General features: G+C 65.0%; 28 protein-coding genes and 3 pseudogenes. 20 read left to right on the forward strand and 11 right to left on the reverse strand.

Annotated features, from left to right (window positions below; all coding sequences use genetic code 11):
• Positions 1 to 8 precede the first annotated feature (8 nt).
• Genes AC1G9C_RS08080 through AC1G9C_RS08090 form a run of 3 tightly spaced genes read right to left on the reverse strand, consistent with a single transcriptional unit; the run spans position 9 to position 867 of the window.
• On the reverse strand, positions 9 to 221 hold the full coding sequence (locus AC1G9C_RS08080) for a GDCCVxC domain-containing (seleno)protein (protein WP_003089113.1): 213 nt from the start codon (positions 219 to 221) through the stop codon (positions 9 to 11).
• A 7-nt stretch (positions 222 to 228) separates the two neighbouring features.
• A complete protein-coding gene (gene merP / locus AC1G9C_RS08085) occupies positions 229 to 504 on the reverse strand; it encodes a mercury resistance system periplasmic binding protein MerP (protein WP_003150552.1) in 276 nt (91 codons plus the stop codon).
• A gap of 12 nt (positions 505 to 516) precedes the next feature.
• The gene (locus AC1G9C_RS08090; protein WP_003089115.1) at positions 517 to 867 is read right to left on the reverse strand and encodes a mercuric transporter MerT family protein; all 351 of its coding nucleotides are present in this window, start codon (positions 865 to 867) and stop codon (positions 517 to 519) included.
• A 74-nt stretch (positions 868 to 941) separates the two neighbouring features.
• Between AC1G9C_RS08090 and merR the strand changes: the two genes are divergently transcribed.
• The 8 genes from merR to AC1G9C_RS08130 all read left to right on the forward strand — a co-directional run bounded on the left by merR (position 942) and on the right by AC1G9C_RS08130 (position 4,788).
• Positions 942 to 1,340, forward strand: coding sequence for an Hg(II)-responsive transcriptional regulator (gene merR, locus AC1G9C_RS08095; protein WP_010466370.1), 399 nt, complete (start codon positions 942 to 944; stop codon positions 1,338 to 1,340).
• Between the two features lie 208 nt (positions 1,341 to 1,548).
• A complete protein-coding gene (locus AC1G9C_RS08100) occupies positions 1,549 to 1,815 on the forward strand; it encodes a nucleotidyltransferase family protein (protein WP_016487057.1) in 267 nt (88 codons plus the stop codon).
• Positions 1,812 to 2,198 carry a HepT-like ribonuclease domain-containing protein gene (locus AC1G9C_RS08105; protein ID WP_003100872.1) on the forward strand — a complete coding sequence of 129 codons (387 nt, stop codon included), beginning with the start codon at positions 1,812 to 1,814 and terminating at the stop codon, positions 2,196 to 2,198. The genes AC1G9C_RS08100 and AC1G9C_RS08105 overlap by 4 nt, the downstream gene beginning before the upstream one ends.
• A gap of 236 nt (positions 2,199 to 2,434) precedes the next feature.
• Positions 2,435 to 2,791, forward strand: a complete 357-nt coding sequence (locus AC1G9C_RS08110) for a cupin domain-containing protein (protein ID WP_003465043.1) — start codon at positions 2,435 to 2,437, stop codon at positions 2,789 to 2,791.
• Between the two features lie 254 nt (positions 2,792 to 3,045).
• On the forward strand, positions 3,046 to 3,372 hold the full coding sequence (locus AC1G9C_RS08115) for a hypothetical protein (protein ID WP_003100858.1): 327 nt from the start codon (positions 3,046 to 3,048) through the stop codon (positions 3,370 to 3,372).
• Positions 3,369 to 3,869, forward strand: coding sequence for a hypothetical protein (locus AC1G9C_RS08120; protein ID WP_003100856.1), 501 nt, complete (start codon positions 3,369 to 3,371; stop codon positions 3,867 to 3,869). Before AC1G9C_RS08115 ends, AC1G9C_RS08120 begins: the two co-directional genes overlap by 4 nt.
• Positions 3,866 to 4,237 (forward strand): hypothetical protein, encoded by a 372-nt coding sequence (locus tag AC1G9C_RS08125; protein ID WP_003100853.1) that lies wholly within the window; start codon positions 3,866 to 3,868, stop codon positions 4,235 to 4,237. Before AC1G9C_RS08120 ends, AC1G9C_RS08125 begins: the two co-directional genes overlap by 4 nt.
• Entirely contained in the window at positions 4,231 to 4,788 is a 558-nt protein-coding gene (locus tag AC1G9C_RS08130; RefSeq protein ID WP_003100847.1) for a recombinase family protein, read from the forward strand. The genes AC1G9C_RS08125 and AC1G9C_RS08130 overlap by 7 nt, the downstream gene beginning before the upstream one ends.
• A gap of 6 nt (positions 4,789 to 4,794) precedes the next feature.
• Here AC1G9C_RS08130 and AC1G9C_RS08135 read toward each other — a convergent pair whose 3' ends face one another.
• The 4 genes and pseudogenes from AC1G9C_RS08135 to AC1G9C_RS08150 form a co-directional block, all read right to left on the reverse strand.
• A complete protein-coding gene (locus AC1G9C_RS08135) occupies positions 4,795 to 5,016 on the reverse strand; it encodes a uracil-DNA glycosylase family protein (protein ID WP_043244964.1) in 222 nt (73 codons plus the stop codon).
• 61 nt (positions 5,017 to 5,077) lie between these two features.
• Positions 5,078 to 5,398: pseudogene (locus tag AC1G9C_RS08140) on the reverse strand (uracil-DNA glycosylase family protein); the annotation flags it as partial.
• A 28-nt stretch (positions 5,399 to 5,426) separates the two neighbouring features.
• Positions 5,427 to 5,975 (reverse strand): cytochrome P460 family protein, encoded by a 549-nt coding sequence (locus AC1G9C_RS08145; RefSeq protein WP_003465000.1) that lies wholly within the window; start codon positions 5,973 to 5,975, stop codon positions 5,427 to 5,429.
• A gap of 27 nt (positions 5,976 to 6,002) precedes the next feature.
• Positions 6,003 to 6,578 carry a carboxymuconolactone decarboxylase family protein gene (locus AC1G9C_RS08150; protein WP_003464997.1) on the reverse strand — a complete coding sequence of 192 codons (576 nt, stop codon included), beginning with the start codon at positions 6,576 to 6,578 and terminating at the stop codon, positions 6,003 to 6,005.
• A gap of 75 nt (positions 6,579 to 6,653) precedes the next feature.
• Between AC1G9C_RS08150 and AC1G9C_RS08155 the strand changes: the two genes are divergently transcribed.
• The 6 genes and pseudogenes from AC1G9C_RS08155 (at position 6,654) to AC1G9C_RS08180 (ending at position 13,004) form a co-directional block, all read left to right on the forward strand.
• Positions 6,654 to 7,496 (forward strand): helix-turn-helix transcriptional regulator, encoded by an 843-nt coding sequence (locus AC1G9C_RS08155; protein ID WP_023444849.1) that lies wholly within the window; start codon positions 6,654 to 6,656, stop codon positions 7,494 to 7,496.
• A gap of 378 nt (positions 7,497 to 7,874) precedes the next feature.
• Positions 7,875 to 8,333, forward strand: a pseudogene (locus tag AC1G9C_RS08160) (VOC family protein).
• Between the two features lie 430 nt (positions 8,334 to 8,763).
• On the forward strand, positions 8,764 to 9,651 hold the full coding sequence (gene ttcA / locus AC1G9C_RS08165) for a tRNA 2-thiocytidine(32) synthetase TtcA (RefSeq protein WP_371320280.1): 888 nt from the start codon (positions 8,764 to 8,766) through the stop codon (positions 9,649 to 9,651).
• 166 nt (positions 9,652 to 9,817) lie between these two features.
• Positions 9,818 to 10,519: pseudogene (gene ttcA, locus AC1G9C_RS08170) on the forward strand (tRNA 2-thiocytidine(32) synthetase TtcA); the annotation flags it as partial.
• A gap of 597 nt (positions 10,520 to 11,116) precedes the next feature.
• Positions 11,117 to 12,196 carry a 3-deoxy-7-phosphoheptulonate synthase gene (locus tag AC1G9C_RS08175; RefSeq protein ID WP_480409899.1) on the forward strand — a complete coding sequence of 360 codons (1,080 nt, stop codon included), beginning with the start codon at positions 11,117 to 11,119 and terminating at the stop codon, positions 12,194 to 12,196.
• Between the two features lie 136 nt (positions 12,197 to 12,332).
• Positions 12,333 to 13,004: a DNA-3-methyladenine glycosylase I gene (locus AC1G9C_RS08180; RefSeq protein WP_021442951.1), complete on the forward strand. Its 672-nt coding sequence runs from the start codon at positions 12,333 to 12,335 to the stop codon at positions 13,002 to 13,004.
• Positions 13,005 to 13,073: 69 nt separating this feature from the next.
• Here AC1G9C_RS08180 and gliR read toward each other — a convergent pair whose 3' ends face one another.
• The gene (gene gliR, locus AC1G9C_RS08185) at positions 13,074 to 14,108 is read right to left on the reverse strand and encodes an AraC family transcriptional regulator GliR (protein ID WP_480409900.1); all 1,035 of its coding nucleotides are present in this window, start codon (positions 14,106 to 14,108) and stop codon (positions 13,074 to 13,076) included.
• 138 nt (positions 14,109 to 14,246) lie between these two features.
• On the opposite strand from gliR, the gene AC1G9C_RS08190 reads away from it, so the two are divergent.
• The 3 genes from AC1G9C_RS08190 (at position 14,247) to AC1G9C_RS08200 (ending at position 19,161) form a co-directional block, all read left to right on the forward strand.
• Positions 14,247 to 15,842 (forward strand): FAD-binding oxidoreductase, encoded by a 1,596-nt coding sequence (locus AC1G9C_RS08190; RefSeq protein WP_480409901.1) that lies wholly within the window; start codon positions 14,247 to 14,249, stop codon positions 15,840 to 15,842.
• 2 nt (positions 15,843 to 15,844) lie between these two features.
• Positions 15,845 to 17,428: a glycerol-3-phosphate dehydrogenase/oxidase gene (locus tag AC1G9C_RS08195; RefSeq protein ID WP_480409902.1), complete on the forward strand. Its 1,584-nt coding sequence runs from the start codon at positions 15,845 to 15,847 to the stop codon at positions 17,426 to 17,428.
• Positions 17,429 to 17,553: 125 nt separating this feature from the next.
• Positions 17,554 to 19,161, forward strand: a complete 1,608-nt coding sequence (locus AC1G9C_RS08200; protein WP_480409903.1) for an FGGY-family carbohydrate kinase — start codon at positions 17,554 to 17,556, stop codon at positions 19,159 to 19,161.
• Positions 19,162 to 19,244: 83 nt separating this feature from the next.
• On the opposite strand, the gene AC1G9C_RS08205 is transcribed toward AC1G9C_RS08200, so the two are convergent.
• Positions 19,245 to 19,943, reverse strand: a complete 699-nt coding sequence (locus AC1G9C_RS08205) for a pirin family protein (RefSeq protein WP_480409904.1) — start codon at positions 19,941 to 19,943, stop codon at positions 19,245 to 19,247.
• 177 nt (positions 19,944 to 20,120) lie between these two features.
• Between AC1G9C_RS08205 and yegS the strand changes: the two genes are divergently transcribed.
• Both yegS and AC1G9C_RS08215 read left to right on the forward strand, forming a co-directional pair.
• Positions 20,121 to 21,017, forward strand: a complete 897-nt coding sequence (gene yegS, locus AC1G9C_RS08210; RefSeq protein ID WP_397497490.1) for a lipid kinase YegS — start codon at positions 20,121 to 20,123, stop codon at positions 21,015 to 21,017.
• A gap of 103 nt (positions 21,018 to 21,120) precedes the next feature.
• Complete coding sequence (locus AC1G9C_RS08215; RefSeq protein WP_021444477.1) at positions 21,121 to 22,053, forward strand: chemotaxis protein CheV; 933 nt, start codon at positions 21,121 to 21,123, stop codon at positions 22,051 to 22,053.
• Between the two features lie 3 nt (positions 22,054 to 22,056).
• On the opposite strand, the gene AC1G9C_RS08220 is transcribed toward AC1G9C_RS08215, so the two are convergent.
• Positions 22,057 to 22,542 (reverse strand): DUF1499 domain-containing protein, encoded by a 486-nt coding sequence (locus AC1G9C_RS08220; RefSeq protein WP_397497489.1) that lies wholly within the window; start codon positions 22,540 to 22,542, stop codon positions 22,057 to 22,059.
• Here AC1G9C_RS08220 and AC1G9C_RS08225 point away from each other — a divergent pair.
• A complete protein-coding gene (locus AC1G9C_RS08225; protein WP_480409905.1) occupies positions 22,541 to 23,347 on the forward strand; it encodes an MOSC domain-containing protein in 807 nt (268 codons plus the stop codon). The genes AC1G9C_RS08220 and AC1G9C_RS08225 overlap by 2 nt on opposite strands.
• Before the next feature lie 76 nt (positions 23,348 to 23,423).
• On the opposite strand, the gene AC1G9C_RS08230 is transcribed toward AC1G9C_RS08225, so the two are convergent.
• Positions 23,424 to 25,352: a transglycosylase SLT domain-containing protein gene (locus AC1G9C_RS08230; RefSeq protein WP_457790098.1), complete on the reverse strand. Its 1,929-nt coding sequence runs from the start codon at positions 25,350 to 25,352 to the stop codon at positions 23,424 to 23,426.
• Positions 25,353 to 25,459 lie beyond the last annotated feature (107 nt).

The following is a 25,459-nucleotide window of genomic DNA, read 5'->3' on the forward strand; positions in this document are numbered from 1 at the left end:
CCTAAACGCTATGAGCAACACCCAAGCTGCTGCTGGATCGGCGGGCACTTCACCGAGCCGAACGAACAGAAAACGCAGCAATCCCCTGGGTTGGGGCGCAGCAGCGCCTTGCAGTTGCTGCACTCGTAATAGAACTGGCAGGCGTCCGTGGGCATGGTTTCCGGCTTGGCGAAGCCGCAGCGCGGGCAAGTCAGCACGGACTCAAGGACAATGGCGCTCATCGTGACCTCACTTCTGCACTGTGGAGGGGTATCCCGCGTTCGCGGTCGCCTCAGTCAGTGCCTCGGGCTGGGCCTTATCGGGATCGTAGGTGACGGTCGCCGTCTTCTGGTCGAAATTGACCTGGACGTCACTCACGCCGGACACCTTCTCCAGCGACTTCTTGACCGTGATCGGACAGAGTCCGCACGTCATGTTCTGCACGTCGAGCGTGACGGTTTTCGGGGGAGCCGCCAGCGCCACGAAGGGCAAGGCGAAAAGCACGGCGATCAGCAGTTTGCGCATGGTTAATCTCCTTCAGTAGAACAGCGGGGCGAGCCACGGCACGGCCAATAGGCCGAGCAGCAGCACGCTGACGATCCAGAACACGAGTCGCTGTCGCACGAGCGTGCGCGGATCGGCGCAGGGTGTACCTGGCGTACAAACCTGTGGCACCAGGTAGAGCTTGCGGAATGCCAATCCCAGGAACAGTAGAGTCAACCCGATGAAGAGGGGGCGTAGTGGCTCCATCATGGTCAGAGCGCCCACCCACGTACCGCCGACACCGAGTGCCAACAGCACCAGTGGCCCGACACAGCACACCGACGCACCGATGGCGGTCAGCGAACTCGCGACCAGCGAGCCTTTCCCGGTGAGTTGCATCCCCATTCCCATCTCCTGAGCCTGATTGCCTAGGTGCTATTCTAAACTCCGTACCAAAGTACGGAATCAAGGAGAAAGTGATGGCCACAGAGCTGACCATTGGCAAGCTGGCAGACGCCGCCGGGGTGAACGTCGAGACGATCCGCTACTACCAGCGACGCGGGCTGCTGGATGAACCAGCCAAACCCTTGGGTGGCCATCGGCGCTATCCGGTGGACATGGTGAAGCGACTGCGTTTCATCAAGCGGGCTCAGGCGCTGGGTTTCACGCTCTCGGAAGTCGGTGGACTGCTGACGCTGGATGAGTCGTGCGCCTGTGCCGAAACGCGAGCACGGGCTGCACGCAAGCTCGCGTTGATCGAGCAGAAGATGGCCGACTTGGTCGTCATGCAGCAACTGTTAGGCGAACTGGTGCAGCAATGTTATGCGGGAGACGGCGGAACGATCTGCCCGATCATCGAGGCACTGATCAGAGAGTAATGCCTGGCGGGTGAGCTGGAGATCGGAAAGCCCCTTTACGGTGGGATTCAGAGCTTACGTTGGTTTTTGGTTCCATTGCTCCCCAAACCCCGGAATCAAGGCATTGCGATTCTCGAAAATAGTTCTTGAAATTCTATTCTTGATTGCATATCATCTCAACGAGTTTCGATAAGAAAGGATGCCCATGCGACCGTCTGTTGTGCTTGACATGAAGCGAAGCGCAGTGCGTGAAGCGGTAGGCCGCTTTCGCGCCGCGAACCCGCGCGTCTTCGGCTCGGTGCTGCATGGCACCGACCGGGATGGCAGCGACCTCGACCTGTTGGTCGATGCGCTGCCCGGTGCCACGTTGTTGGACTTGGGCGATTTGGAAGAAGAACTGAAATCGCTGCTCGGCGTTGACGTCGATCTGCTGACTCCCGGCGACCTGCCGCCGAAGTTCCGGGCCAAGGTGCTCGCGGAGGCGCAACCGATATGAGCGAGAACCGCCTGCCCGATTACCTCGACCACATTCAGCAGGCCGCAACCGATGCGCGCAGCTTCGTGGAAGGGATGGCCAAGGACGACTTCTTGGCCGACAAGCGCACCCAGCAGGCCGTCATCATGAGCCTGATCGTCATCGGCGAGGCGGCCACAAAGGTGATGGATGGCTACGTCGAGTTCACCCAGGCGCATGCCGACGTGCCGTGGCGCAGCATGCGCAATATGCGTAATCGCATGGCTCACGGCTATTTCGACATCAACCTCGATGTGGTGTGGGAGACGGTACAGGAATGGCTGCCGGCGTTGCTCCAGCAATTGCCCGCCGTGCGTCAGGATGCCGACGATGAAGACCGTAACGACAAAGGCATGGAGCCATGACCAATCAAGCCGCCGATGTTCGGCCCCTCTGGCGTGTTCGATCCCGCGACCTATGAGCCGCGCTCGGGCAAGACCTTCTGGATGGCCGCAACGGACGAGAGTTCGCTGGTGGGCAAGGAGGCAGCAGCCGACACGCTCATCGGCAACTGCACGACCGCACGACCAGCCTCCCGTTCAAATTCGAGTTAGAACTCATATCCAGCCTGTCTGGGGGCACTGTGAAAGAGGGATCTCCGATGACTGTTGAATCGAGAATATTTTCTGTAGCCGAGTATGTTCAGCCGTCCGAAGGCGAGCCTATTCGTTCCGTTGTGCTTGAAACCCGAGACTCAATTATCGTGGTTTGGCATGTCCATCCCGGGCAGGAAATTGCGGCTCACATTCATCCTCACGGCCAAGACACGTGGACTGTTTTGTCGGGAATGGCTGATTACTTTCAGGGCAATGGGATTGTTCGTGCCCTCAGGGAAGGTGAGATAGCCGTGGCAAGACCGGGCCAAGTGCACGGGGCGCGAAATACAGGTACCGAGCCATTTGTGTTCGTCTCGGTTGTGGCATCAGCCAATGCCGGTTTCGTATTGGCTGAGCGATAGAGCCCAATCTCTGGAGTTGGTCCAATGAGCGGTCGGGGAGATAGGTAACAGACATGCAGCGGACACGGCTGCTAAACCAGGTCGCAAACCTCCTTGCGTCGCAGCGTGCCGCAAGCGACGCGATCAATCGAATGGGGTCGGCATGAGACTGAACACCATCCAGTTCCCGACCGCGTAGCCGCCTGTCCTGCCGATCAGGTCTTGACCATCGACGCCTGGGATCAGTCCTGAATGTTCTTGGAGACCACTACGTTATGAGCCGCAGCCGCCGCAAAACACCCATCGTCGGGCACACGACCTGCGGCAGCGAGCGCGAGGACAAGAAGCTCTGGCATCAGCGCTGGCGCACCCGTGAGCGCACGGCGCTGACCAGCGCGTCGCCCGAAGCCCTGAGCGCCCATCTGCCCCTGCTGGAAAACCAGGCCAGCAGCGTCTGGTCGATGGGCAAGGATGGCCGCTCCTACTGGCCCGTCAAGCGCCAGGCCGCCACGGCGGATCGCATCGCCAATCACAAGGGACGCAACCCGCAAGAACGCGCCTCCCTGAAAAAGCGCCTGCTGCGCAAGTGGATGAGCAAATGAAGCTCTCCTTCCATCAGCACATTGCGCTGTTCTGGATGATCGGTGCTCCGGGCGTCTTCGCGCCCGTGATCGAGAACGCCAAGCGGCCCGATGCCGGCGCCGTCATGGCGTGGGGTGTCGCGATCGTGGCGGTGATGATCCTCTTCACCCCTTTGCTGCTGCGCTGTCCACCATTCCGGCGCTGGTATGGCCGGACGGATGCGCTGTCGGAGCGGCAGCGCCAGGCGCTTGCCGAGCGCGGCCTGCGCCGCTACTACCAGACCGCTTTCGATGACGGCTACGTGCCCCGCGTGATGCCCTACGTGTGGCGCATCATCTGGACGGTCGGCGGGTTGATGGCTGTGACCGCCGTACTGCCTACCAACACCGGACGGCCAGCCTTCGATGCCTTGGTGGTCTTCTCGACCTGGTATCCGATAGGCGTGATGCTGCTGGTTTTCGCGTCGAGGCCCCTTGGCCGGTTGATTCGCCAAAGAGCACAGGAGCGGCGGAAATGAGCACGTCAACCATCGAGGCGCTGGCCAGCGCCTGGGCAAGGATTGCCGAGGAAGCGGAATTCCCCGCTGACTACGAGGGGACTGCCACACCACAAGCGCATCGGGCTAGCGAAGCTATTCAGGAGCAGATTCGGGAGCGCATCGTCGCCACCAACGACATGCGGCTGTTCAGCCTGCTGCACCTGCTGGGTCAGGCGTCGCTGCGCATGGAGCAAGCGCTGTGGCCGGAGGATTACGAGCGGATGACGCGCGAGGTTGAGGAAGCCCTGCGGCAAGCCACCGACGCCAACGCCAGATCGTACACCCACGAAGAAGTGATGCAGGCGATGCAGGAACGCATCGACCGGGCGCGAGACAAGCCATGTTGATTGGCTATGCGCGCGTCTCGACGCAGGATCAGAACCTGGAGCTGCAACGCGAAGCCTTGAGCAAGGCCGGATGTAAAAAGGTCTTCGAGGACAAGGTGAGTGGCACGCGGGCAGACCGGCCTGGCTTGGCCAAGACGCTCGAAATGCTGCGCGAAGGCGATACTTTGGTCGTCTGGAAGCTCGACCGGCTGGGCCGGTCGGTCAAGCAACTGGTCGATCTGGTCGGCGATCTGCACAAGCACGGTGTCCAGTTCAGGAGCCTCACCGACTCCATCGACACCGGCACACCATCCGGGCGGTTCTTCTTCCACGTCATGGCGAGCCTTGCCGAAATGGAGCGCGAGCTGACCGTCGAGCGCACCCGCGCCGGGCTGGAAGTCGCCAAGCAGCTCGGCCGCAAAGGCGGCCGCAAGCCGAAGATGACCGACAGCAAGATCGAGTCGGCCAAGAAGCTGCTGGCCAGCGGGGTGCCGCCCAAGGACGTGGCCAAGAACCTCGGCGTGTCCATTCCGACGCTGTACCGCTGGGTGCCAGCCTCCACGCACGCTTAGCGTGCTTTATTTTCCGTTTTCTGAGACGACCCCTTGTTGGAACCAGGGGTTGCGCACCAGCCAGCGATTGTTGCGCGGGCTAGGGTGAGGCAGGGGGAACGCTTGCGGCCAGTGCTCGCGCCAGGCTTCGACCACCCGGGTGAGCGGCGTCTTGCCAGTACCGAGGTGGTAGTCCATGGCGTAGCTGCCCAGCACGATGACCAGCGACAGGCGCTCGAAACGCTGCATGAAGGCTTCGCGCCAGGCGGGGGGCGCACTCCGGGCGTAGCGGCAGGTCACCGCTTTTGCCGGTGCCCGGATAACAGAAGCCCATGGGCAGAATGGCGATGCGGGTAGGGTCGTAGAAGGTGTCGCGGTCCACGCCCAGCCAGGCGCGCAGACGCGCGCCGCTGGCGTCGTCGAAGGGCACGCCTGAGGCATGGACCCGGGCCCCCGGTGCTTGGCCGGCGATGAGGATGGGCGCACTCGGGTGAAACTGGAAGACCGGCTGCACGCCGTGTGGCAGATGCGGTGCGCAGCGCGTGCAGGCGCGGACGACGGTCAGAAAGGCGTCGAGTGTCGGCATGGCGCGCTTCCGGAAAGGGTGGCTCGCGCAGGACGGAGGTGCCATCCTGCGCGAAGCGTAACCCGGCAGCAAGTCAGTGCTGGGTCAGTGTCGGATAGCCCTGGATGAATACGCGGTCGGTCTTGGCCGCCGGCACATGGCAGCCCATGCAGTCGGCTTCGTAGCTGACGGCGACATTCTTGGCGGGGGCGTCGGCCTTGAACAGCGCCCAGCCCCAGCCGTCGCCCCACAAGGGGTTGCTGGCGAAACGGCCTTTGGCGTCCTTGACCATCACGAACCACACGGCCGCATCGGAACCCCAGACCACAGGGTTGCCAGTGGTCATGGCGCTGGTTTCGAGCTTGCGGATCTCTTTCACCAGCGTGGCGCCGTCCAAGAACTTGCCGGTCTTGCGGTAGTGCTCGGCCGAGGCCTTTTCGGTGTACACATCGTGCAAGCCGCGAGAGGCGGATTTTTCGTCCAACACCGCATATGAGCCCAGGTGGACGAAGTTTGTGCGGAAGTCTGTGGGGCGGCTGATGCCGCCCTGGCTGTCCACATAGGGCGAAAAGTCGCCGGCCGTGACGGCCAGTGGCAGGACGAGGGCGCTGGCGAGCAGAGCGCCGGTGAGTGCGATTTTCATCGTGTTCTCCTTATATGCCTATGGAGATCAGACGGCGACCACGGGGAAATCCACCGTGGTGTCGGCGATGTGGTTGGTGTAGTTGGTGAGCGTGTTCAGCGCGACGTTGGCGATCACTTCCAGTATCAGGCCGTCGTCGAGCCCCGCGCGGCGGTAGTTGGCCATGGCGTCGGCCGACACCACGCCGCGTTGCTCGACCAGCGCGCGGGCAAAGCCGGCGATTGCATCGTCAAGTGCGTTGGCCGCCTGGCCGGTGCGGGCCGCGGCGATGGCCTCTGCCGACAGTCCGGCACCTTTGCCGATCAGGGTGTGTGCGCTCAGGCAATACTGGCAGCGATTGGCTTGACCGGCAGCGAGCGCAACGATCTCGCGCTGGGAGGCATTCAGGCGGCCGGTGCCCAGCGTTTCGGACAAGCCGAGGTAGCCATTGAGCGCCGCCGGCGCGTGGGCCAGCGTGGCGAACAGGTTCGGCACCATGCCAAGCTTGGCTTTGACGGCCTTGAGTGTGGCAGCGGTAGCGGCGTCAGCGGTGTCGATGGTCAGGGGGGCGATTTGGGTCATGTCTATCTCCGTAGTGGGTGAGGTGCAAGAGCACGTGGGCATGATCGCCCTTTGTTTGGTACGATATGGCACGTAAAGTATCAAATACGTAACCTATCGTCTTATATGGAGAGTGGAATGGCGGATCGACTGGCCGGCTTGCTCCGGCACTACTCGCTTTCGGCGCGCGTTTTTCACAGCGGCGCCTTCTGTGGGCAGCATCATTACGCGGCGCCGCATGGCTATATCCATCTGGTGCGGCGCGGCCCGATTACGGCGCGTTCGCCCGTGCATGAAGATCTGCTGGTTACCGAGCCGAGCCTGCTGTTTTATCCGCGCGTGGCGTCGCATCGTTTTGTCGCCGCCCCCGGCGATACCGCTGAGCTGTTGTGTGCGGAGGTCGACCTGGGCGCTTCGACGGGCAATCCGTTGGCCATGGCCTTGCCGTCGATGCTGCTGATTCCGTTGGCGGACTTGCCCGGCCTCGGGCCGACGCTAGAGTTGCTGTTTGCCGAAGCCGAGCGCGACCAGTGCGGTCGGCAGGCCGCCATCGACCGCTTGTGCGAGTTGCTACTGATCCAGTTGCTGCGTTATCTGATGGATGGGCGGCTTGGCGCCACCGGACTGCTGGCGGGCCTGGCCGACCCGAAACTCGCGCGCGCCATAACCGCCATGCACGATGCGCCGCAGACCGCGTGGTCGCTCGAGGCGCTGGCGGCGAAGGCGGGCATGTCACGCGCGCGCTTCGCCGCCGCGTTCAAGGACGCGGTGGGCGTCACGCCGGGCGACTATCTGGCCGACTGGCGGATGAACGTCAGTTGCACCCTGCTCAAGCAGGGGCGGCCGGTGGCGGTGGTGGCCGACCGCGTCGGCTACGGCAGCCCGAACGCTCTGGCGCGCGCCTTCCGCGTGCGCATGGGCTGCGCCCCGCGCGACTGGCTGGCGCAGCAGCGCGGTGACGCGGCGCTCAGCGGTTCGTGAGTTTGAGTTCGATTCGCCGGTTCTTGGCGTAGGCGGCGCCGGTGTTGCGCTCGTCGAGCGGGTGAAATTCGCATCACGCCGGAACAACTGGCGGAACTCCAGGTGGCGATCCGTCAACGGCTGGTCAGTCTGTTCGTGCGGCGCGGCCGGCTGGACAAGGCTGAGTCAGTGGCGCAGGTAGCTGGATGACGCTGTCCCGCCCTGAGCCGACGCTCACAGGCGGGGATTTCCAGTGTCGTCATTGTCGGCTATTGGCCGGTTTCGGCCCGTGGCCACCGGCAGCTATGGATTGAATCCGGCCAGTCGTGACTGGCAACAGCCGAACCATCGTGGACCACTGAGAGCTAGATGAGTGGAAGCTTCGAATCGTCACCGCCAATCAGCTACTGCCGTTTTGTTGTAATCAAAGGGGAGACTTCTTCTTTCTATGCAGAGACTTTTCGGACTGCGTGGTGGTGGCCGTCCACCACGCTCCCGGCGACCATCCAGCCGGCAAGCAGGGCGATGTGTTCGCGGTCGAGATCAGGGTAGCGCATGTCCTGCCTTGGCCTGAACGACGACCCGGTGTTCCAGTACAAAGAGCCTCTTTCGTTCCAGGTCGCGACCGATGATCAGGCTGAGACGGACCACTTGTGAGCGCGATCATTAACAATGTGGCCAGGTGAGCGCGTATGGCTGGCACAGGGACGAGTGGGTGTTTCGTGGTAGATCTCCCTACATATCCTGACGGCTGCAATACCCAGCCCTGATCGAGCGGCAGCAACGCGTTCGTTCGAGGCCATTGATGGCAGGACGAAGATCGACTTTGCCGCGATCGAGGCTGCGCTGAAGGCTTAATCTCCAGCGTCTGAATCCAGCCCCAATGACTGAGCCTGCCTCACACCACATGTGATTCTGAGGCTGCTGCGGCCTCTCCGCGTGACTCGCAGAGTTCCGTGCTGTGATCCTCCTCTGTTGCGACTCGGTCAAGCTAAATGCAATCGTTGGTCAGGAGCTTCTATAAAACGCAGGCATAATCTTGTTATGATATAGCTGGCTTCAAACTCGGCAGATGATACTGACTTATAGATTTACTTAAGAGTGTATGTCGTATATTAAATACGTGGCCTCAATGTTGTGCTTTGCTTCGAATTGTTTATGCGTCCGATTTTGGTAGTGTCTAACTATCTCAATTCTTCGCAAGTGGTGCGGGATGTTGCAAGGTGGGCGAGGTTTTTATAGTAAACTGGGCTTGTAAATATTTAATTGGAAGCTAGTGTATATGATGATGGGCGAACAGGTATCTCAGATTAATAAAGCTGCGGAACTTCGTCGTAAAAAGCTGCGCGGCAATGTGGGCAAGGCTGTTGTAGATTATGCAATGATCGAAGATGGCGACAAAGTTATGGCCTGCGTAAGTGGTGGCAAAGATTCATTCGTTATGCTTGACGCTTTGCTGCACTTGCAGAGAGTTGCGCAAATAAAATTCAGTGTTGTGGCGGTTAATCTTGATCAGAAGCAACCTGGCTTTCCGGAGCATATATTGCCTGAGTTTTTCGAGGCTAAAGGGATTGATTATTATATAATCGACAAGGATACTTATTCCGTTGTCAAGAGTAAGATCCCAGAAGGTAAGACTACTTGTTCTCTTTGCTCTAGACTCAGAAGGGGCACGCTTTATAGTTTTGCTGAGGAAATTGGGGCTACTAAATTGGCACTCGGTCATCATATGGATGACATGGTTGAAACTTTGTTTCTGAACATGTTTTTCCAAGCGCAATTGAAAGGGATGCCTCCTAAGCTTCTTAGCGATGACAAGAGGAATATAGTCATCCGGCCACTCGCCTACTGTCGCGAGAAAGATATAGCAAAGGTCGCTGCCGATAGCGCATATCCAATCATTCCGTGTAATCTCTGCGGATCGCAAGAGAATTTGCAGAGGAAAAAAATCAAGTCGATGATTGCGGAGTGGGATTCGGTAAATCCTGGCTGCGTAGAAAACATCTTTCACAGCTTACAAAACGTAAGTCCTTCCCAGTTAGCTGATCGCAGTCTCTTCGATTTTATAGATCTATCCATTGATAGATCGGATGTCCGGCCGCCCTACGAATTCGAAGCAGCCGAGGTTTCATCATCCAGTGTTGAAGGCCGGATTGATGTCGTTCGGATTTTGTAAAGGTTGAAGGTGGTTTTTCGGGAGGTATGAGGGTTTTTAGAGCTCAGGAAGACGCCAAATTTACATTTTTGCCTTTTTCTGTAAAGCCTGAATGCTATTTAATTTATTTAAAATCAATAGGTTACGTTTATGGTGGTGCTGTAAAATTTTGTTTCTTAGCCTATAAGGAAAAGACAGCTACACCATGCTCGACGTGCTGCTGTACCTGCAGAAGGTGGCGCCGATCAAGTTCGAGATCGTCGCGGTGAACATGGACCAGAAGCAGCCCGGCTTTCCCGAGCACGTGCTGCCGGCTTACCTCGAATCCATCGGCGTGCCGTACCACATCATCGAGAAGGACACCTACTCGGTGGTCAAGGAGAAGATTCCCGAGGGCAAGACCACCTGCTCGCTGTGCTCGCGCCTGCGTCGCGGCACCCTGTACACCTACGCCGACGAGATCGGCGCGACCAAGATGGCACTGGGGCACCACCGCGACGACATCCTGGAAACCTTCTTCCTCAACATGTTCTACGGCGGCACGCTCAAGGCCATGCCGCCCAAGCTGCTGTCCGACGACGGCCGCAACGTGGTGATCCGCCCGCTGGCCTACTGCGCCGAGGCCGATATCGAGGCCTACAGCCAGCTTAAGCAGTTCCCCATCATCCCCTGCAACCTGTGCGGTTCGCAGGAGAACCTGCAGCGTCAGGTGGTCAAGGAGATGCTGCAGGAGTGGGAGCGCAAGAGCCCGGGTCGGGTCGAGATCATGTTCCGCGCGCTGCAGAACGTGCACCCCTCGCAACTGGCCGACCGCAACCTGTTCGACTTCAAGAGCCTAAAGATCGACGACAGCGCCACGCCGCGTTTTCTCGATGTGATGAGCCTGTAAGGCACGGCCGTAGGGTGGATCACGCTTTACCGATCCACCTTGCAAGGGGATTGGTGGATGTAAAAAGCGACATCCACCCTACGCCCCTCCCACAAGCGACGCGAACTGTGGGAGGGGCTTTAGCCGCGACCATTGTTTCTCCACGCCTCGCTTGCCAGGCCGCGAAGGCCTGGAGTAAGGTTCGGCCATCGCTTCGGAGAACATCATGTCGTCCAGCCACAACCTCCTGTCCTCGCTCCACGCCGGTGCCGCTCGCGCCGCGCTGGCCCGTGCGCAGGCGGTGGTCGCTGCCGCGTATTACTTTGGGTATTGGTTTAGCCACAGGCGCGCCTGATACCCCACAGGCGGCCTGAGACAACAGGGTCGCCACCAGAGACGTTTTCCAGAAAACCCCCGGTCGGCAACCCGACCGGGGGTTTTGTTTTTTCGGCCGAAAACGGCCAAGCGCTTAGAGGATGCACAGATGAACCGTTATTACCGCAACTACCGCTACGACTGGCGATTTAGCAGCGTCACCGCCGCCCTGACACCCCTGCAACGAACACTCAGTTAGCGCCGCCGCGGCATCGACCGCGCCGGCCAAGGAACCGCCAGATCATGAATGCATCCGTCTCCGCTCAACTCGTTTCCAGCGTCACCCCCATCGCCCGCCGCAGCGCCCAGCCGCTGCCCAGCCCCGCCGTCTTGCGCCAGCGCCTGCCGTTGGCCAATGCCCTCGCCGAACGTATCGCCGCCGACCGTGACGCTATTCGCGCCGTGCTCGATGGCCGCGATTCGCGCCTGCTGGTGGTGGTCGGCCCCTGTTCCTTGCATGACCGCGCTTCTGCGCTCGAATACGCCGAGCGCCTGGCCGAGCTGGCGCCGCAGGTGGACGACCAGCTGCTGCTGGTGATGCGCGCCTACGTGGAAAAGCCGCGCACCACCGTGGGCTGGAAGGGGCTGCTGTACGACCCGCAGCTGGACGGCAGCGGCGACATGGCCGAAGGCCTGCGCCTGTCGCGCCAGTTGATGCTGGATATCCTCGCCCGCGGCCTGCCGCTGGCCAGCGAGCTGCTGCAGCCACTGGCGGCCGGCTACTTCGACGACCTGCTCGGCTGGGCGGCCATCGGCGCGCGCACCAGCGAATCGCAGGTGCATCGCGAGATGGTCAGCGGCCTGGATCTGCCGGTGGGCTTCAAGAACGGCACCGACGGCAGCCTCGCCATCGCCTGCGACGCCATGCGCTCGGCGGCGCACCCGCACCAGCACTTCGGCATCGACGAGCTCGGTCACCCGGCGCTGCTGCACACCGTCGGCAACCCGGATACCCACCTGGTGTTGCGCGGCGGCCACGGCGCGCCCAATTACGACGCCGCCAGCGTGGCGGCCGCACGCGAGGCGCTGCAGCGCCAGGGCATCGCCCCGCGGATCATGGTCGACTGCAGCCACGCCAACAGCGGCAAGGACCCGCTGCGCCAGCCGGCCGTGCTGGCCAGCGTGATCGACCAGCGCCTGGCCGGCGACGCCAGCCTGCGCGGGGTGATGCTGGAGAGCCACCTGGAAGACGGCTGTCAGGCGCTGAGCGGCGAGCTGCGCTACGGCGTGTCGATCACCGACGGCTGCCTGGGCTGGAGCAGCACCGAAAGCGCCTTGCGCCAGGCGGCCGAGCGGCTGCGGGGCGCGGCGCTCTCGGCGTAGGCAGCTGCTGGCGGGCGATGCGGCGGGAGCGCTGGATCGCCCGCCAGCGCGCTGCTACGGCAGACATGGCACTTGCCGCACCGGGGGCTGTGCGGGCACCCTTTGCAGCTTGTTCCACTGACGGCGCGACCCCTCCATGCGTGACTACAAATGGCTGCACGAATACTGCCTCAACCGCTTCGGCTCGGCCCGGGCGCTGGAAGCGCTGCTGCCGCAGCCGCGCAGCGACGCCGAGCTGCGCGCGCTGAGCGATGACCGCTACCTGTCGCTGATCAGCCTGCGCATCTTCCGCGCCGGCCTCAAGCACAGCCTGGTGGACGCCAAGTGGCCGGCGTTCGAGGAAGTGTTCTTCGGCTTCGATCCGGAGAAGGTGGTGCTGATGGGCGGTGAACGCCTGGAGAACCTGATGCAGGACGCGCGGCTGATCCGTCACCTGGGCAAGCTGAAAAGCGTGCCGCGCAATGCCCAGTTCATCCTCGACGTGCGCCGCGAGAAAGGCAGTTTCGGCGCCCTGATCGCCGACTGGCCGGTGACCGATATCGTCGGTCTGTGGAAGTACCTGGCCAAGCACGGCAGTCAGCTCGGCGGCATGTCGGCGCCGCGCTTTCTGCGCATGGTCGGCAAGGATACCTTCATCCCCAGCGACGACATGGTCGCGGCGCTCAAGGCCCAGGGCATAGTCGACAAGGCACCGACCAGCCAGAAGGAGCTGGCCGCGGTGCAGGCCGCCTTCAACCAGTGGCACGCCGAGAGCGGCCGGCCGCTGTGCCAGCTGTCGGTGATGCTGGCGCATACGGTTAATCATTGAGGCACCTGCGGGAGGGGGTTTAGCGGCGACTACCTGTCGCGGCTAAAACCCCTCCCACGGAATGTGCGCTCAGAGCACACCGCCGTCCTTGCGCCTGGCCTCGCGAAACTCCCCCGGCGTCTGCCCGGTCCAGCCCTTGAAGCTGCGGTGGAACGAGCGTGATTCGGTGAAGCCCAGGTAGCAGGCGATATCCTGGATCGCCAGGTCGCTGCGCAGCAGGTAGTGCTCGGCCAGCTCCTGGCGCAGCTCGTCGAGGATCTGCTGGTAGCTGGTGCCCGCCTGCTGCAGGTGACGCTGCAGGGTACGCACGGTCATGTCGAACTTCTCCGCCACCCGTTCCTTGCGCGGCAGGCCGTCCTTGAGCAGCAGGCGCAGGGCGTTCTTCACCCGCCGCGGCAGCGGCTCGTCCTCGTCCAGCCCGGCCATCAGCGCCAGGGCGTGTTCCTCCAGGGTGCGCAGCAGGTTGGCATCGGCCTGGCGCAGCGGCACGGCCAGGTAGTCCAACGGCACCAGCAGGGCGTTGCAGGGTTGTTCGAACAATACCGGGCAGCCGAACAGACCCTCATACTCCGCCAGCTCGGTGGCGGCCGGCTGCGCGTGCTCGAACCACACCTCGCGCGGCGAATGCTCGGAGTCGGCGATCCAGCGCGCGTACAGCAGCCAGGAGGCGAGCACGTTCTCCACCATATGCCGGCGCACCTGCGGCGCCTGGTGGCGGCAGCTCCAGATCAGCCGCACGTGATCCTCGGCGGCTTCGAGACGGCTGGTGCCCATGTCGCCGACCAGTTTCTCGTACGGCACGATGCGGCCCATGGCCTCACCCAGGGTGGCGCAATTCATGGCGATATAGCCGAGCACGCTCCACGAACCGGGCTGCACGAAACGCGCGGAGTGCAGGCCGAACAGCGGGTCGCCGGACACCTCCAGCAGGTGCGCCAGCAGGCGCTCGTGCACTTCGCTGGGGATGCGTTTGCCGTTGTCGGCCAGCTCCTGCGCCTCGATGCCGGCGGCCGCCAGGGCACGGTCGATATCCAGGCCGAGCTGTTCGGCCTGGCGCAGGTACTTGAGCAGGGCGGGAACCGAGGTGTAGCCGAGGTTTTCCATGGTTTCTTCTTGTTCTGGGGGAAGCGGGCGCGGCGCCTGGCTTGATTGGCGACAGGCCCTGGCCCGATCCGACAGTGACGGCCGGCGGCGGCTGGCTAGTATAGGCAGCCATAAGTGCCGATCGGAATGGGGGATGCGATGCGACGTTGGAACGGTTGGGGTGACGAAGCCACCGAGGTGGAATTGCCGGCCCATGGCGAGGCCTTTCTCGCCGAGCTGATCGGCCCCGGCCAGCGTCTGGCCGACGCCAGCCTGCAGGAGGTGTTGGCCCGCGTGCCGGCCTCGCGCCTGGCCCCGCACCCGCTGATCAGCCAGGATGCCGAGGTGCGCGTGCGCCATGCCCGCGGGCAGAGCCTGCCGGACTGGCTGGCGATGCGCTCCGGCGAGTTCGGCCTGTTCCCCGATGGCGTCGCCTGCCCGGAGAGTGCCGCGCAGATCCGCGAGCTGCTGGCCTGGGCGCAGCAGCATGACGTCACCCTGATTCCCTACGGCGGCGGCACCTCGGTGGCCGGGCACATCAACCCGCAGGCCGGTGGGCGGCCGGTGCTGACCCTGTCGCTGGAGCGCATGACGCGCCTGCTGGAGATCGACGAGGACAGCCTGGTCGCCACCTTCGGCCCCGGCGCCAACGGCCCGCAGGTGGAGAGCCAGCTGCGCGCGCGCGGCTACACCCTGGGCCACTTCCCGCAGTCCTGGGAGCTGTCGACCCTAGGCGGCTGGGTGGCCAGCCGCTCCAGCGGTCAGCAGTCGCTGCGCTACGGGCGTATCGAGCAGCTGTTCGCCGGCGGCAAGCTGGAGACCTTCGCCGGCACATTGGAGATTCCCACCTTCCCGGCCTCGGCGGCAGGGCCCGACCTGCGCGAGCTGGTGCTGGGCTCGGAAGGGCGCTTCGGGGTGATCTCCGAGGTGCGCGTGCGCATCAGCCGCCTGGCCGAACAGGAGCGCTTCTACGCCGTGTTCCTGCCCGACTGGCAGCAGGCGCTGAGCGCCATCCGCAGCCTGGCCCAGGCGCGCGTGCCGCTGTCCATGCTGCGCCTGTCCAACGCCATCGAAACCCGCACCCAGCTGGCCCTGGCCGGCCACCCGCGGCAGATCGCCTGGCTGGAGAAGTACCTGGCGCTGCGCGGCGCGCGCGACGGCAAATGCATGCTGACCTTCGGTCTCACCGGCAACCGCCTGCAGAACGCCGCCTCGCTGAAGCAGGCGCGACGCCTGCTGAAAGGTTTCGGCGGGGTGTTCACCGGCACCCTGCTGGGCAAGAAATGGGAGCACAACCGCTTCCGCTTCCCCTATCTGCGCCACGGCCTGTGGGAGCGCGGCTACCTGGTGGACACCCTGGAAACCGCCACCGACTGGTCGAACGTCGACAAGCTGCTGAACCAGGTGGAAGCCAGCCTGCGCGACGAACTGGCCGGCGAGGGCGAGCGGGTGCACGTGTTCACCCACCTGTCGCACGTCTACGGCGAAGGATCGAGCATCTACACCAGCTACGTGTTCCGCCCCGGCGCCGATTACGCCGAGGCCATGGCGCGCTGGCAGCGCCTGAAGGCGGCGGCCAGCCGCACCATCGCCGCGAACCGCGGCACCATCAGCCATCAGCATGGCGTCGGCCGCGACCACGCGCCCTACCTGGCGGCGGAGAAGGGCGAGCTGGGCATGGCCACGCTGCGCAGCCTGGCCGCGCATTTCGACCCGGAGCAGCGCCTGGCTCCCGGCGTGCTGCTGCAGGATTGAACATGCAGCAGTGGAACGCCGCCTGGCGCGAGCGCGCGCTGCCCGAACTGGCCGCGCGCGACTGGGATCTGCTGGTGATCGGCGGCGGCATCTGCGGCGCCGGCATCCTCCGTGAGGCGGCGCGGCGCGGCTGGCGCTGCCTGCTGCTGGAGCAGCGCGACTTCGCCTGGGGCACTTCCAGTCGCTCGTCGAAGATGGTCCATGGCGGCCTGCGCTACGTCGCCAAGGGCCAGATCGGGCTGACCCGCGACTCGGTGCGCGAGCGCCAGCGCCTGCTCGGCGAGGCTCCGGGGCTGGTGGAGCCGCTGAGTTTCGTCATGCCGCATTACCGCGGCGGCTTCCCTGGGCCCAAGGTATTTGGCGGTCTGCTGAGCCTGTACGACGCCCTGGCCGGCAAGCGCAACCATCTGTTCTACCCGCTGCAACAGCTGCGCTACCTGGCGCCGGGCATCCGCGAGGACGGCCTGCTCGGCGGCACGCGCTTCTTCGACGCGGTGACCGATGACGCGCGCCTGGTGCAGCGCGTGCTGGGCGAGGCACGTGCCGAAGGCGCTGAGGCGCTCAATGGCATGCGCGTGGTCGAGTTGCTGCGTGAGTCAGGGCAGGTAGTCGGTGTACTCGCCGAGGATATCGAGACGGGCAACCGCTACCGCCTGCGCAGCCGCGCCGTGGCCCAGGCCACCGGCGCCTGGGCCGATCGCCTGCGCCAGCCCGGCAATGGTCGCATCCGTCCGCTGCGCGGCAGCCACCTGCTGCTGCCGGGCTGGCGTCTGCCGGTGGCGCATGCCTACAGCTTTATGCACGCCGCCGATGGTCGGCCGGTATTCGTCTTCCCCTGGGAAGGCGCGACGGTGATCGGCACCACCGACCTGGATCATGCCGGCGATCTGGACACCGAGGCGGCCATCAGCATGGAGGAGGTCGACTACCTGCTGGCCGCCTGCGCCCAGCAGTTCCCGACCGCCGAGGTGACGCGCGGTGATGTGCTGTCGACCTGGGCCGGTGTACGCCCGGTGGTGGGTGACGGCAGTGTGGGGCTCAAGCCCTCGGACGAGAAGCGCGAGCATGCGCTGTGGATCGAGCCGGGCAGCGTGACCCTGGCCGGCGGCAAGCTGACCACCTTTCGTCTGCTGGCGTTGGAGGTGCTGCGTGCCTGTGCGGCCTTCGTCGGCAAGCCGGTGGAGGATCGCGGCACGGCGGTGTTTCGTCCGCTGGCGATCCCGCCCATGCCCGGCCTGAGCCCGGCGCAGCAGCGCCGCCTGGCCGGTCGCCATGGTCGCCAGCTGGGCGAGGTGCTGCGTCTGATCGACGAGATCGGCGGCGACCGCGTCGGCGCCACCGACACCCTCTGGGCCGAACTGGCCTGGGCCGCCGAGGGCGAGCTGGTGCTGCACCTGGACGACCTGCTGCTACGCCGCACCCGCCTGGGTCTGGTGCTGGCGGGCGGTGGGCGCGCCGAACTGCCGCGTATCCGCACGCTGTGCCAGCCGCGCCTGGGCTGGAGCGATGCGCGCTGGCAACAGGAAGAGACGGACTACCTGGCGCTGTGGCGGCGCTGCTATAGCCTGCCGCAGGGGGATGACTAGTGTGCGCCTGCTCCGATTGGCCCCCTCTCCCGCTTGCGGGAGAGGGTTGGGGAGAGGGTAAGCGTTCATCCGAAGGCTGCCAGGCGTAAGACAAAACACCCTCTCCCCCGGCCCCTCTCCCATGAATGGGAGAGGGGAGAGTGAGTTCACCGAATAACAAGAAGGACTACACCTTGAGCGAACCAAGCTACCTGCTGAGCATCGACAACGGCACCCAGAGCGTGCGCGCGCTGCTGTTCGATACCCGGGGCAACCTGCTGGCCAAGGGCAAGGTGGAGCTCGATCCCTATTTCTCCAGCCAGCCGGGCTGGGCCGAGCAGGACCCGGAATACTACTGGGCCAGCCTCGGCGAGGCCTGCCGGCTGCTGTGGCAGCAGGTGGATATCGACCGCGGTCTGATCCGCGGCGTCGCCGTCACCACCCAGCGCGGCAGCATCATCCATGTCGATGAGCAGGGCGCACCGCTGCGCCCGGCGATACTCTGGCTCGACCAGCGCCGCGCCGAGGTGCAGGGGCGGATCAAGGGGCCCTGGGGCTGGCTGTTCAAGCTGGCGCGCGCCGAGGAGGCGGTGGATCACTTCCGCGGCCAGGCCGAGGTCAACTGGGTCGCCCAGCATCAGCCGGACATCGCGGAACGTGCGCACAAGGTACTGCTGCTGTCCGGGTTTCTCACCCAGCGCCTGTGTGGTCGCTTCGTCGATTCCACCAGCAGTTGCGTGGCCTACCTGCCGTTCGACTACAAGCGCCTGCGCTGGGCCGCGCCGGGCGACTGGAAATGGCAGGCGCTGGCCGTGCGCCGCGAGCAACTGCCGGAGCTGGTCAAGCCGGGCGAGCGCCTGGGCAGTATCAGCGCCTCTGCCAGCCTGCATACCGGCATTCCCGAGGGCCTGCCGCTGATCGCCGCCGGCGCCGACAAGGCTTGTGAAGTCCTCGGCTCGGGCGCGCTGGAGGCGACTACCGCCTGCCTGTCCTACGGCACCACGGCGACCATCAACACCACGCGCCGTCGCTATCTGGAAACCATCGCGCTGATCCCGCCGTACCCGGCGGCGCTGCCGGATCACTTCAACACCGAGGTGATGATCTACCGCGGCTTCTGGATGGTCAGCTGGTTCAAGCGCGAGTTCGGCCTGCGCGAGATGCAGCGTGCCGAGGCCCTCGGCGTGCCGCCCGAGGCGCTGTTCGACGAGCTGGTCAACGCCGTGCCGCCCGGCTCCATGGGCCTGATGCTGCAGCCCTACTGGACGCCGGGCATCCGCGAGCCGGGCCTGGAAGCCAAGGGCTCGATCATCGGTTTCGGCGACGTGCACACCCGCGCGCACCTGTACCGGGCGATTCTGGAAGGATTGGCCTACGCCCTGCGCCAGGGCAAGGAGCGCATCGAGAAACGCGTCGGCACCCGCATCGAGCGCCTGCGCGTCTCCGGCGGCGGTTCGCAGAGCGATGCGGCGATGCAGCTGACCGCCGATATCTTCGGCCTGCCGGCCGAGCGCCCGCACCTGTACGAGACCAGCGGCCTGGGGGCGGCGATCAATTGCGCGGTGGGCCTGGGCCTGCACCCGGATTACCCGAGCGCCATCGCCGCCATGACCCGCGTCGGCCAGGTATTCCAGCCCAACCCGGCCGCGCAGAATACCTACGACCAGCTCTACGGGCAGGTCTACCAGCGCATGTACCGCCAGCTCAAACCGCTGTACCAGCGCATTCGCAAGATCACCGGTTACCCGGCGTAAAGCGCTATTCGTAGCCCGGATTGCATCCGGGCTACTTCTCTGAAAAAGATCGCCCTCCTAAGCGGAGGGCGATTGGTTTGGCATCAGGCGACATCCACCAGCACGATCTCGCTGTCTTCCTGGGCCTCGACGCGGATCAGCGTCTCGTCGGCGATGGCCACGCCGTCACGTGCCTGCGCCGCCACGCCGTTGACCCTGAAGGCACCGCTGGCGCCTACCAGATAGGCCTTGCGACCCGGCTGCAGGCTGTACTTGGCGCTTTCTCCGGCCTTGATCGTGGCCGCCACCAGGCGCGCATCGGTACGGATGCGCAGGGCATCGACGTCTTCCTCGTAGCCGCTGGCCAGGGTGACGAAGGCTCCGGAGCGGTCGCCTTTGGGGAACGGCTTGGCCCCCCAGGACGGCGGCAGCCCGGCCTGGTTCGGCTGGATCCAGATCTGGAAGATCTTGGTGGTCTCGTCCTCCAGGTTGTACTCGCTGTGGGCGATGCCGGTGCCGGCGCTCATCACCTGCACGTCGCCGGCCTCGGTACGGCCCTGGTTGCCCAGGTTGTCCTGATGGGTGATCGCACCCTGGCGCACGTAGGTGATGATCTCCATGTCGCGGTGCGGGTGCGGCGGGAAGCCCGACTGCGGGGCGATCTCGTCGTCGTTCCACACCCGCAGGCGGCCCCAGTTCATCCGTGCGGGGTCGTGGTACTCGGCGAAGGAGAAGTGGTGACGGGCATTCAGCCAGCCGTGCTGGGCGGCGCCGAGCTGTGCAAAGGGGCGTACTTCGATCATGGCAAATCCTCCGGTAGTGCCCGGGCCTAGTCCCGTGCAACGTCGATGGCGGCATGATCTATTTGAATTGATCGATTTAAAAGCGCAAATACTGCGGTGTAAATATCTATTTATTAGATGTGTTTGTCGGGCAAGCAGCCAGTAGGCTGTTGCCGATCCCTTTCAAGGAGGACTGCGATGCGCGAGCGCAAGGCCTGGTTGATCCTGCATGGCAAGCAGGCGTTGAACGAGGAGGTGAGGGCGGCGGTCGCTGATCTGCGCGAGCAGGGCTGGGACCTGGCGGTGCGCCTGACCTGGGAGGGCGGCGATGGCGAGCGCCTGGTCGCCGAGGGGCTGGCGGCCGGATACCCGACCCTGATCGCCGGCGGCGGCGACGGCACCCTGCGCGATGTCGCCGAGGCTCTGCACCGGGCCGGTGGCGGTGCCAGCCTGGCGCTGCTGCCGCTGGGCACCGCCAACGACTTCGCCCGCGCCGCCGGCGTGCCGCTGGCGCCGGCCGAGGCGCTGGCGCTGCTGGAGCAGGAGCCGCGTCCGGTGGACCTGGGCCTGGCCGGCGAGCGCGCCTTCCTCAATATGGCCACCGGCGGTTTCGGCTCCAACGTCACCGCCAATACCTCGGAGGAACTGAAGAAGGTGCTCGGCGGCGCCGCCTATTTCCTCACCGGGCTCAGCCGCTTTTCCGAGGTGCGTTCGGCCTTCGGTCGTTTCCAGGCGCCGGGTTTCGCCTGGGAGGGCGACTTTCTCGCCCTGGGCATCGGCAACGGCCGGCAGGCCGGCGGCGGCCACCTGCTGTGCCCCGATGCCCTGGCCGACGACGGCCTGCTCGACGTGTGCATAGTGCCGGCGGCGCAGGATGTGGTCGGCACCCTCGCTACGCTGCTGTCCGGCGGCATCAACGGCCTGCAGAGCGTGGCCATCGGCGCCCGCGTGCCCTGGCTGGAGGTGGAGGCGGCCGAAGGGCTCGACCTCAATCTCGACGGCGAGCCGCTGGAGAGCCGCGGCCTGCGCTTTCGCGCGGAAGCCGCGGCGCTGCGCCTGCACCTGCCGGCCGATTCGCCCTTGCTTGGCGGCTGAGGGCGGCTCAGGCATGATGGCGCTACGCCAGCAGCGCTTCAGCGGCAGCGCGCGCGGCCGATAACCTGACGCTAGACTCGCCTTAACCCCTCAGGAGCGCGCAATGGCCGGCATCCTCGATTCAGTAGATCAACGCACCCAGCTGGTCGGTGAGAACCGCCTGGAAATCCTCATGTTCCGCCTGGCCGGGCGCCAGCTGTTCGCGATCAACGTGTTCAAGGTGCAGGAGGTGCTGCAGCTGCCCAAGCTGACCCTGATGCCGCAGCGCCACCCCTTCGTCTGCGGCGTGGTCAACCTGCGCGGCCAGACCCTGCCGGTGATCGACCTGTCCCAGGCCATCGGCATGCGTCCGCTGGTGCCGGACGAGCGCAGCACCATCATCGTCACCGAGTACAACCGCTCGGTGCAGGCCTTTCTGGTCGGCAGCGTCGACCGCATCCTCAACCTCAACTGGGAGTCGATCCAGCCGCCGCCCGGGGGCGCCGGGCGCCAGCACTACCTGACCGCCATCACCAAGGTCGAGGAGCAGATCGTCGAGGTCATCGACGTGGAGAAGGTGCTGGCCGAGATCGTGCCGATGAGCACCAAGGTTTCCGCCGAGAAACTCGCCGACCCGCTGCTGGAAAAGGCCCGCGGCCGCGAGGTGCTGCTGGTGGACGACTCCAGCGTGGCTCTGAGCCAGCTGCGCGATACCCTGTCGCAGCTGGGCATCCGCATGCATATGGCCAGCGATGGCCTGAAGGCGCTGAACCTGCTGAAGAAGTGGGCCGACAGCGGCGAGGTGATGACCGACAAGCTGCTGATGATCTTCACCGACGCGGAAATGCCGGAAATGGACGGTTACCGCCTGACCAGCGAGATCCGCAACGACCCGCGCCTGCGCGACCTCCATGTGGTGCTGCACACCTCGCTGTCGGGCAGCTTCAACGATGCCATGGTGAAGAAGGTCGGCTGCGACAACTTCCTCTCCAAGTTCCAGCCGGACAAGCTGGTGGACGTGATCCGCCAGCGCCTGGCGCTGGACGAACCGAGCTGAAACCTAGGGCTGTTGCGCCAGGCGCTGGCGCAGATGCTCCACCCGCTCGCGGTTGACCCCCAGATCCGAATGCCCCAGGCGCGAGGCGGAGCGCACCTGCACCGCCTGCGGCTCGATAAGAAACTCCACGTCGTCGACGAAGCGCAGCACCCGGCTGGTGAATTCCGCGCGCAGATAGTCATCCTCCTGCACCACCAGGCGTACCCGCGGCTCGTCCGCCAACAGCTGCAGCAGGCGTCTTCGGGTTTCCTCCGGGCTGCCGCGCAGCGCCAGCGGCGCTATGGCATGTTGCTCGTCGCTGGCCTGGCTGTTGACGCAGTTGGGCGAGGCCGGGCAGGGCGCCAGGCGACCGTCGCGCACCCCCAGCTCGCTCGGCGGGCTGCCGCTGCAGCCCCCCAGCATCACCGCCAGGAGGATCGCGGCGGCGGACTTGTGAGCGCCGCCGGCAACTCGTATAAGGGCGTTTTGCGAAACAGGAAGCTGGCGCATGTTGAGTCTCTCGCAGTTGTACCGCTATCCGCTCAAATCCGGTCGTGGCGAAGTGCTGCAGCGCAGCGCCGTGGACGGCCTGGGCCTGCATGGCGACCGTCGCTGGATGGTAGTCGAAGCCGAGAGCGGGCGCTTTATCACCCAGCGCCTGCTGCCGCAGATGAGCCAGCTCGGCGCCCTGTACGACGCCCGCGGCGGCCTGACCCTGAGCGCGCCGGGTTGCGCCGATCTGGCCGTGGCGCTGCCCGACCCCGAGCAGGATCTGCGCGGCGTGACGGTCTGGCGCGACAGCCTGCGCGTGCCGGATGCCGGCGATGCGGCCGCCGATTGGCTTAGCGCGCTGCTGGGCCGTGCCTGTCGTCTGGTGCAGGTGCCGGAGACGCGCACGCGCCAGGTCGACACCGCCTATGCCCAGCCGGGTGATCGGGTGGCCTTCGCCGACGGTTTTCCGCTGCTGCTGATCGGCCAGGCGTCGCTGGACGACCTGGCGGCGCGGGTCGGCCGGCCGCTGTCGATGCTGCGTTTTCGCCCCAACCTGGTGGTCACCGGCAGCGAAGCCTATGCCGAGGACGAGTGGAAGCGCATCCGCATCGGCGCGGTGGAGTTCGAGGTGGCCAAGGGCTGCTCGCGCTGCATCCTCACCACCGTGGACCCGCAGACCGGCGAGCGCAGCGCCGACCGCGAACCGCTGAGCACGCTGAAGACCTACCGCGAGCGCGATGGCCAGGTGTACTTCGGGCAGAACCTGCTGCCGCGCGACGTCGGCGAATTGCAGGTCGGTATGCCGGTCGAGGTGCTGGAGTAACGCCGGCAGGGGCGCGCGATGCGCAGCAGACCCTCGGTCAGCTGCGCGCGGCGCGGCCTGCCGAGGGGATCGCCTCTCACTGATCGTCGAAATAGCGCTCGTGCCAGGCCACCAGCGGGTGCGGCGCGTCGAGCTTCTGACCGTAGATCACCGAGTAGGACAGCACGTTCTGCACGTACTGGCGGGTTTCGTCGAACGGGATGTTCTCCACCCAGACGTCGTAGCTCAGATGGTCGGCGCCACGCAGCCACTGGCGCACGCGGCCGGGCCCGGCGTTGTAGGCGGCCGAGGCGAGGACGCGGTTGCCGTTGAACTGGCCGTACACCTGGCTCAGGTAGGCCGCGCCGAGCTGGATATTGGTGTCCGGGTTGAGTGCCTGCTGCGGCGAGGCCAGGGGGATGCCGAACTTGCGCGCGGTTTCCTTGGCGGTGGCCGGCATCAGTTGCATCAGGCCCATGGCGCCGACGTGGGAGCGGGCGTCGGCCATGAACGCGCTTTCCTGGCGGGTGATGGCGAATACCCAGCTCGAATGCAGCTCGCGGCGCTTGGCCTCGCGCACCAGCTGGTCGCGGTGGGCCATGGGGAAGCGCACCTCCAGGTCGTCCCAGTACTGCGCCTGGCTGATGGTGCGGATGGCCGGGAAATACCACTGCATCTCGTAGGCCAGGCGGGCCTGGGCCACCAGTTCGTCGCGGCTGAACAGGCGGCTGACGTGGTACCACTCGCGGCGGCCGTCGACGATCTGGCCGCGATCGTGAAATTCCATGGCGCGGCGGATGCCGGCGGTGTTGCGCACCTTCTGCACCGTCTTCGGATCGAGCGCCAGCGGCTTGTTGTTCAGCTGGTAGGGCGCCTTGACCTGATCGGCGGCCATGAAGCCGTAGAAGTCGCGCTCCTTGGCCAGGGCCTGGTAGAGCACGGCCGGCTGCTGGCTGTTCGGTTGTGCCAGCTGCAGGCTGCGCGCGTTCCAGTAGCGCCAGCGGTTGCTGCTGGCCAGGTCGGCCGGCATGCGCTGGGTCAGCTGATGAGCCTCGTCCCAGCGGCCGTGACGCAGCAGCAGACGGGCGCGCCACTCGCTGACGGTGTTGTCGCGCAGCTCCGGGTCGTACTTGGCCATCACCTGCAGGCCGCGCATGTCGAAGCGCTTGGCCAGGGTCAGGCCGATCTGCCGGGCGATGGCCACCTGTTCGTCCTGGGAGAACTTCATGCGCTGGGCGTAGCTGTCGAGCAGGCTCAGGGCGTCCTCGGGGCTCTGCCGGGCCAGACGGCGCAGGCCGAGGCCGACCACGTCGGCCATGGCGGCGTCGGCCGGGGCGAAACGCGCGGTCTGCTTGAGCAGCTGCGGCTTCTGCGCCACCTCGACCAGCAGCTTGGCGCGCGCGCCGAGGGTCGGCATGCTCTTGCTCAGGTGGTTGGCCAGGCCGTAGTTGCCGGCTTCCACCGCCAGTTTGGTGCGTTGCCAGCGGCGTTGTTCGGTGAGCTGGCCGGCTGCCGCCCAGCGCGCGAACAGTGGATCGCAGGCATTGGGCTGCGACTTGCCCACCAGCCACAGCTTCTCCGCGGTGGCATTGCCTTCGGCGATCAGGCCGTGGCTCAGCTGGTACTGGCCATAGAGGCAGTCCAGCTCGGTGAAATTGAGCGCCGGGTCGTAGTGGGCGAGGAAGGGCTGCCAGTCGCCGCGTTCGGCCAGCCAGCGCAGCCAGCGCAGTTTCATCCAGCTGGCCTGGGGCAGGTCGCCATGCTCGGCGAGGAACTTTTCGATCTCGGCGTTGCTCGCCGACTTGAGCCGGTGAGTCAGCTCGTCATAGGCCAGGTGGGGCGTCAGCGGGTAGTCGCGCAGCGCGGCCTGGTAGCGGCGGTAGGGACCGCTGTCGCCCTTGGCCAGGGCGCGCTTGGCCTCGTCGTAGTACTGGCGCTGTTGCGTCAGGTTGGCGGCTTCGGCGCTGGCCAGGCCGGCAGTGGTGAGGATCAGGCAGGAAACTACAGAAAGAAGACGACCGCGCATGGCATTTCCAGGGCAAGCAGGTGAGGGGGCAACGGGTTCCGTTCGTTGCATGGCTCTAGCTTAGCCGTTCGCCGGGGCGCGGTGAATGCCGGCGCGCTCGGCGGACA

The sequence above is a fragment of the Pseudomonas sp. ABa2 genome, from assembly GCF_056676075.1.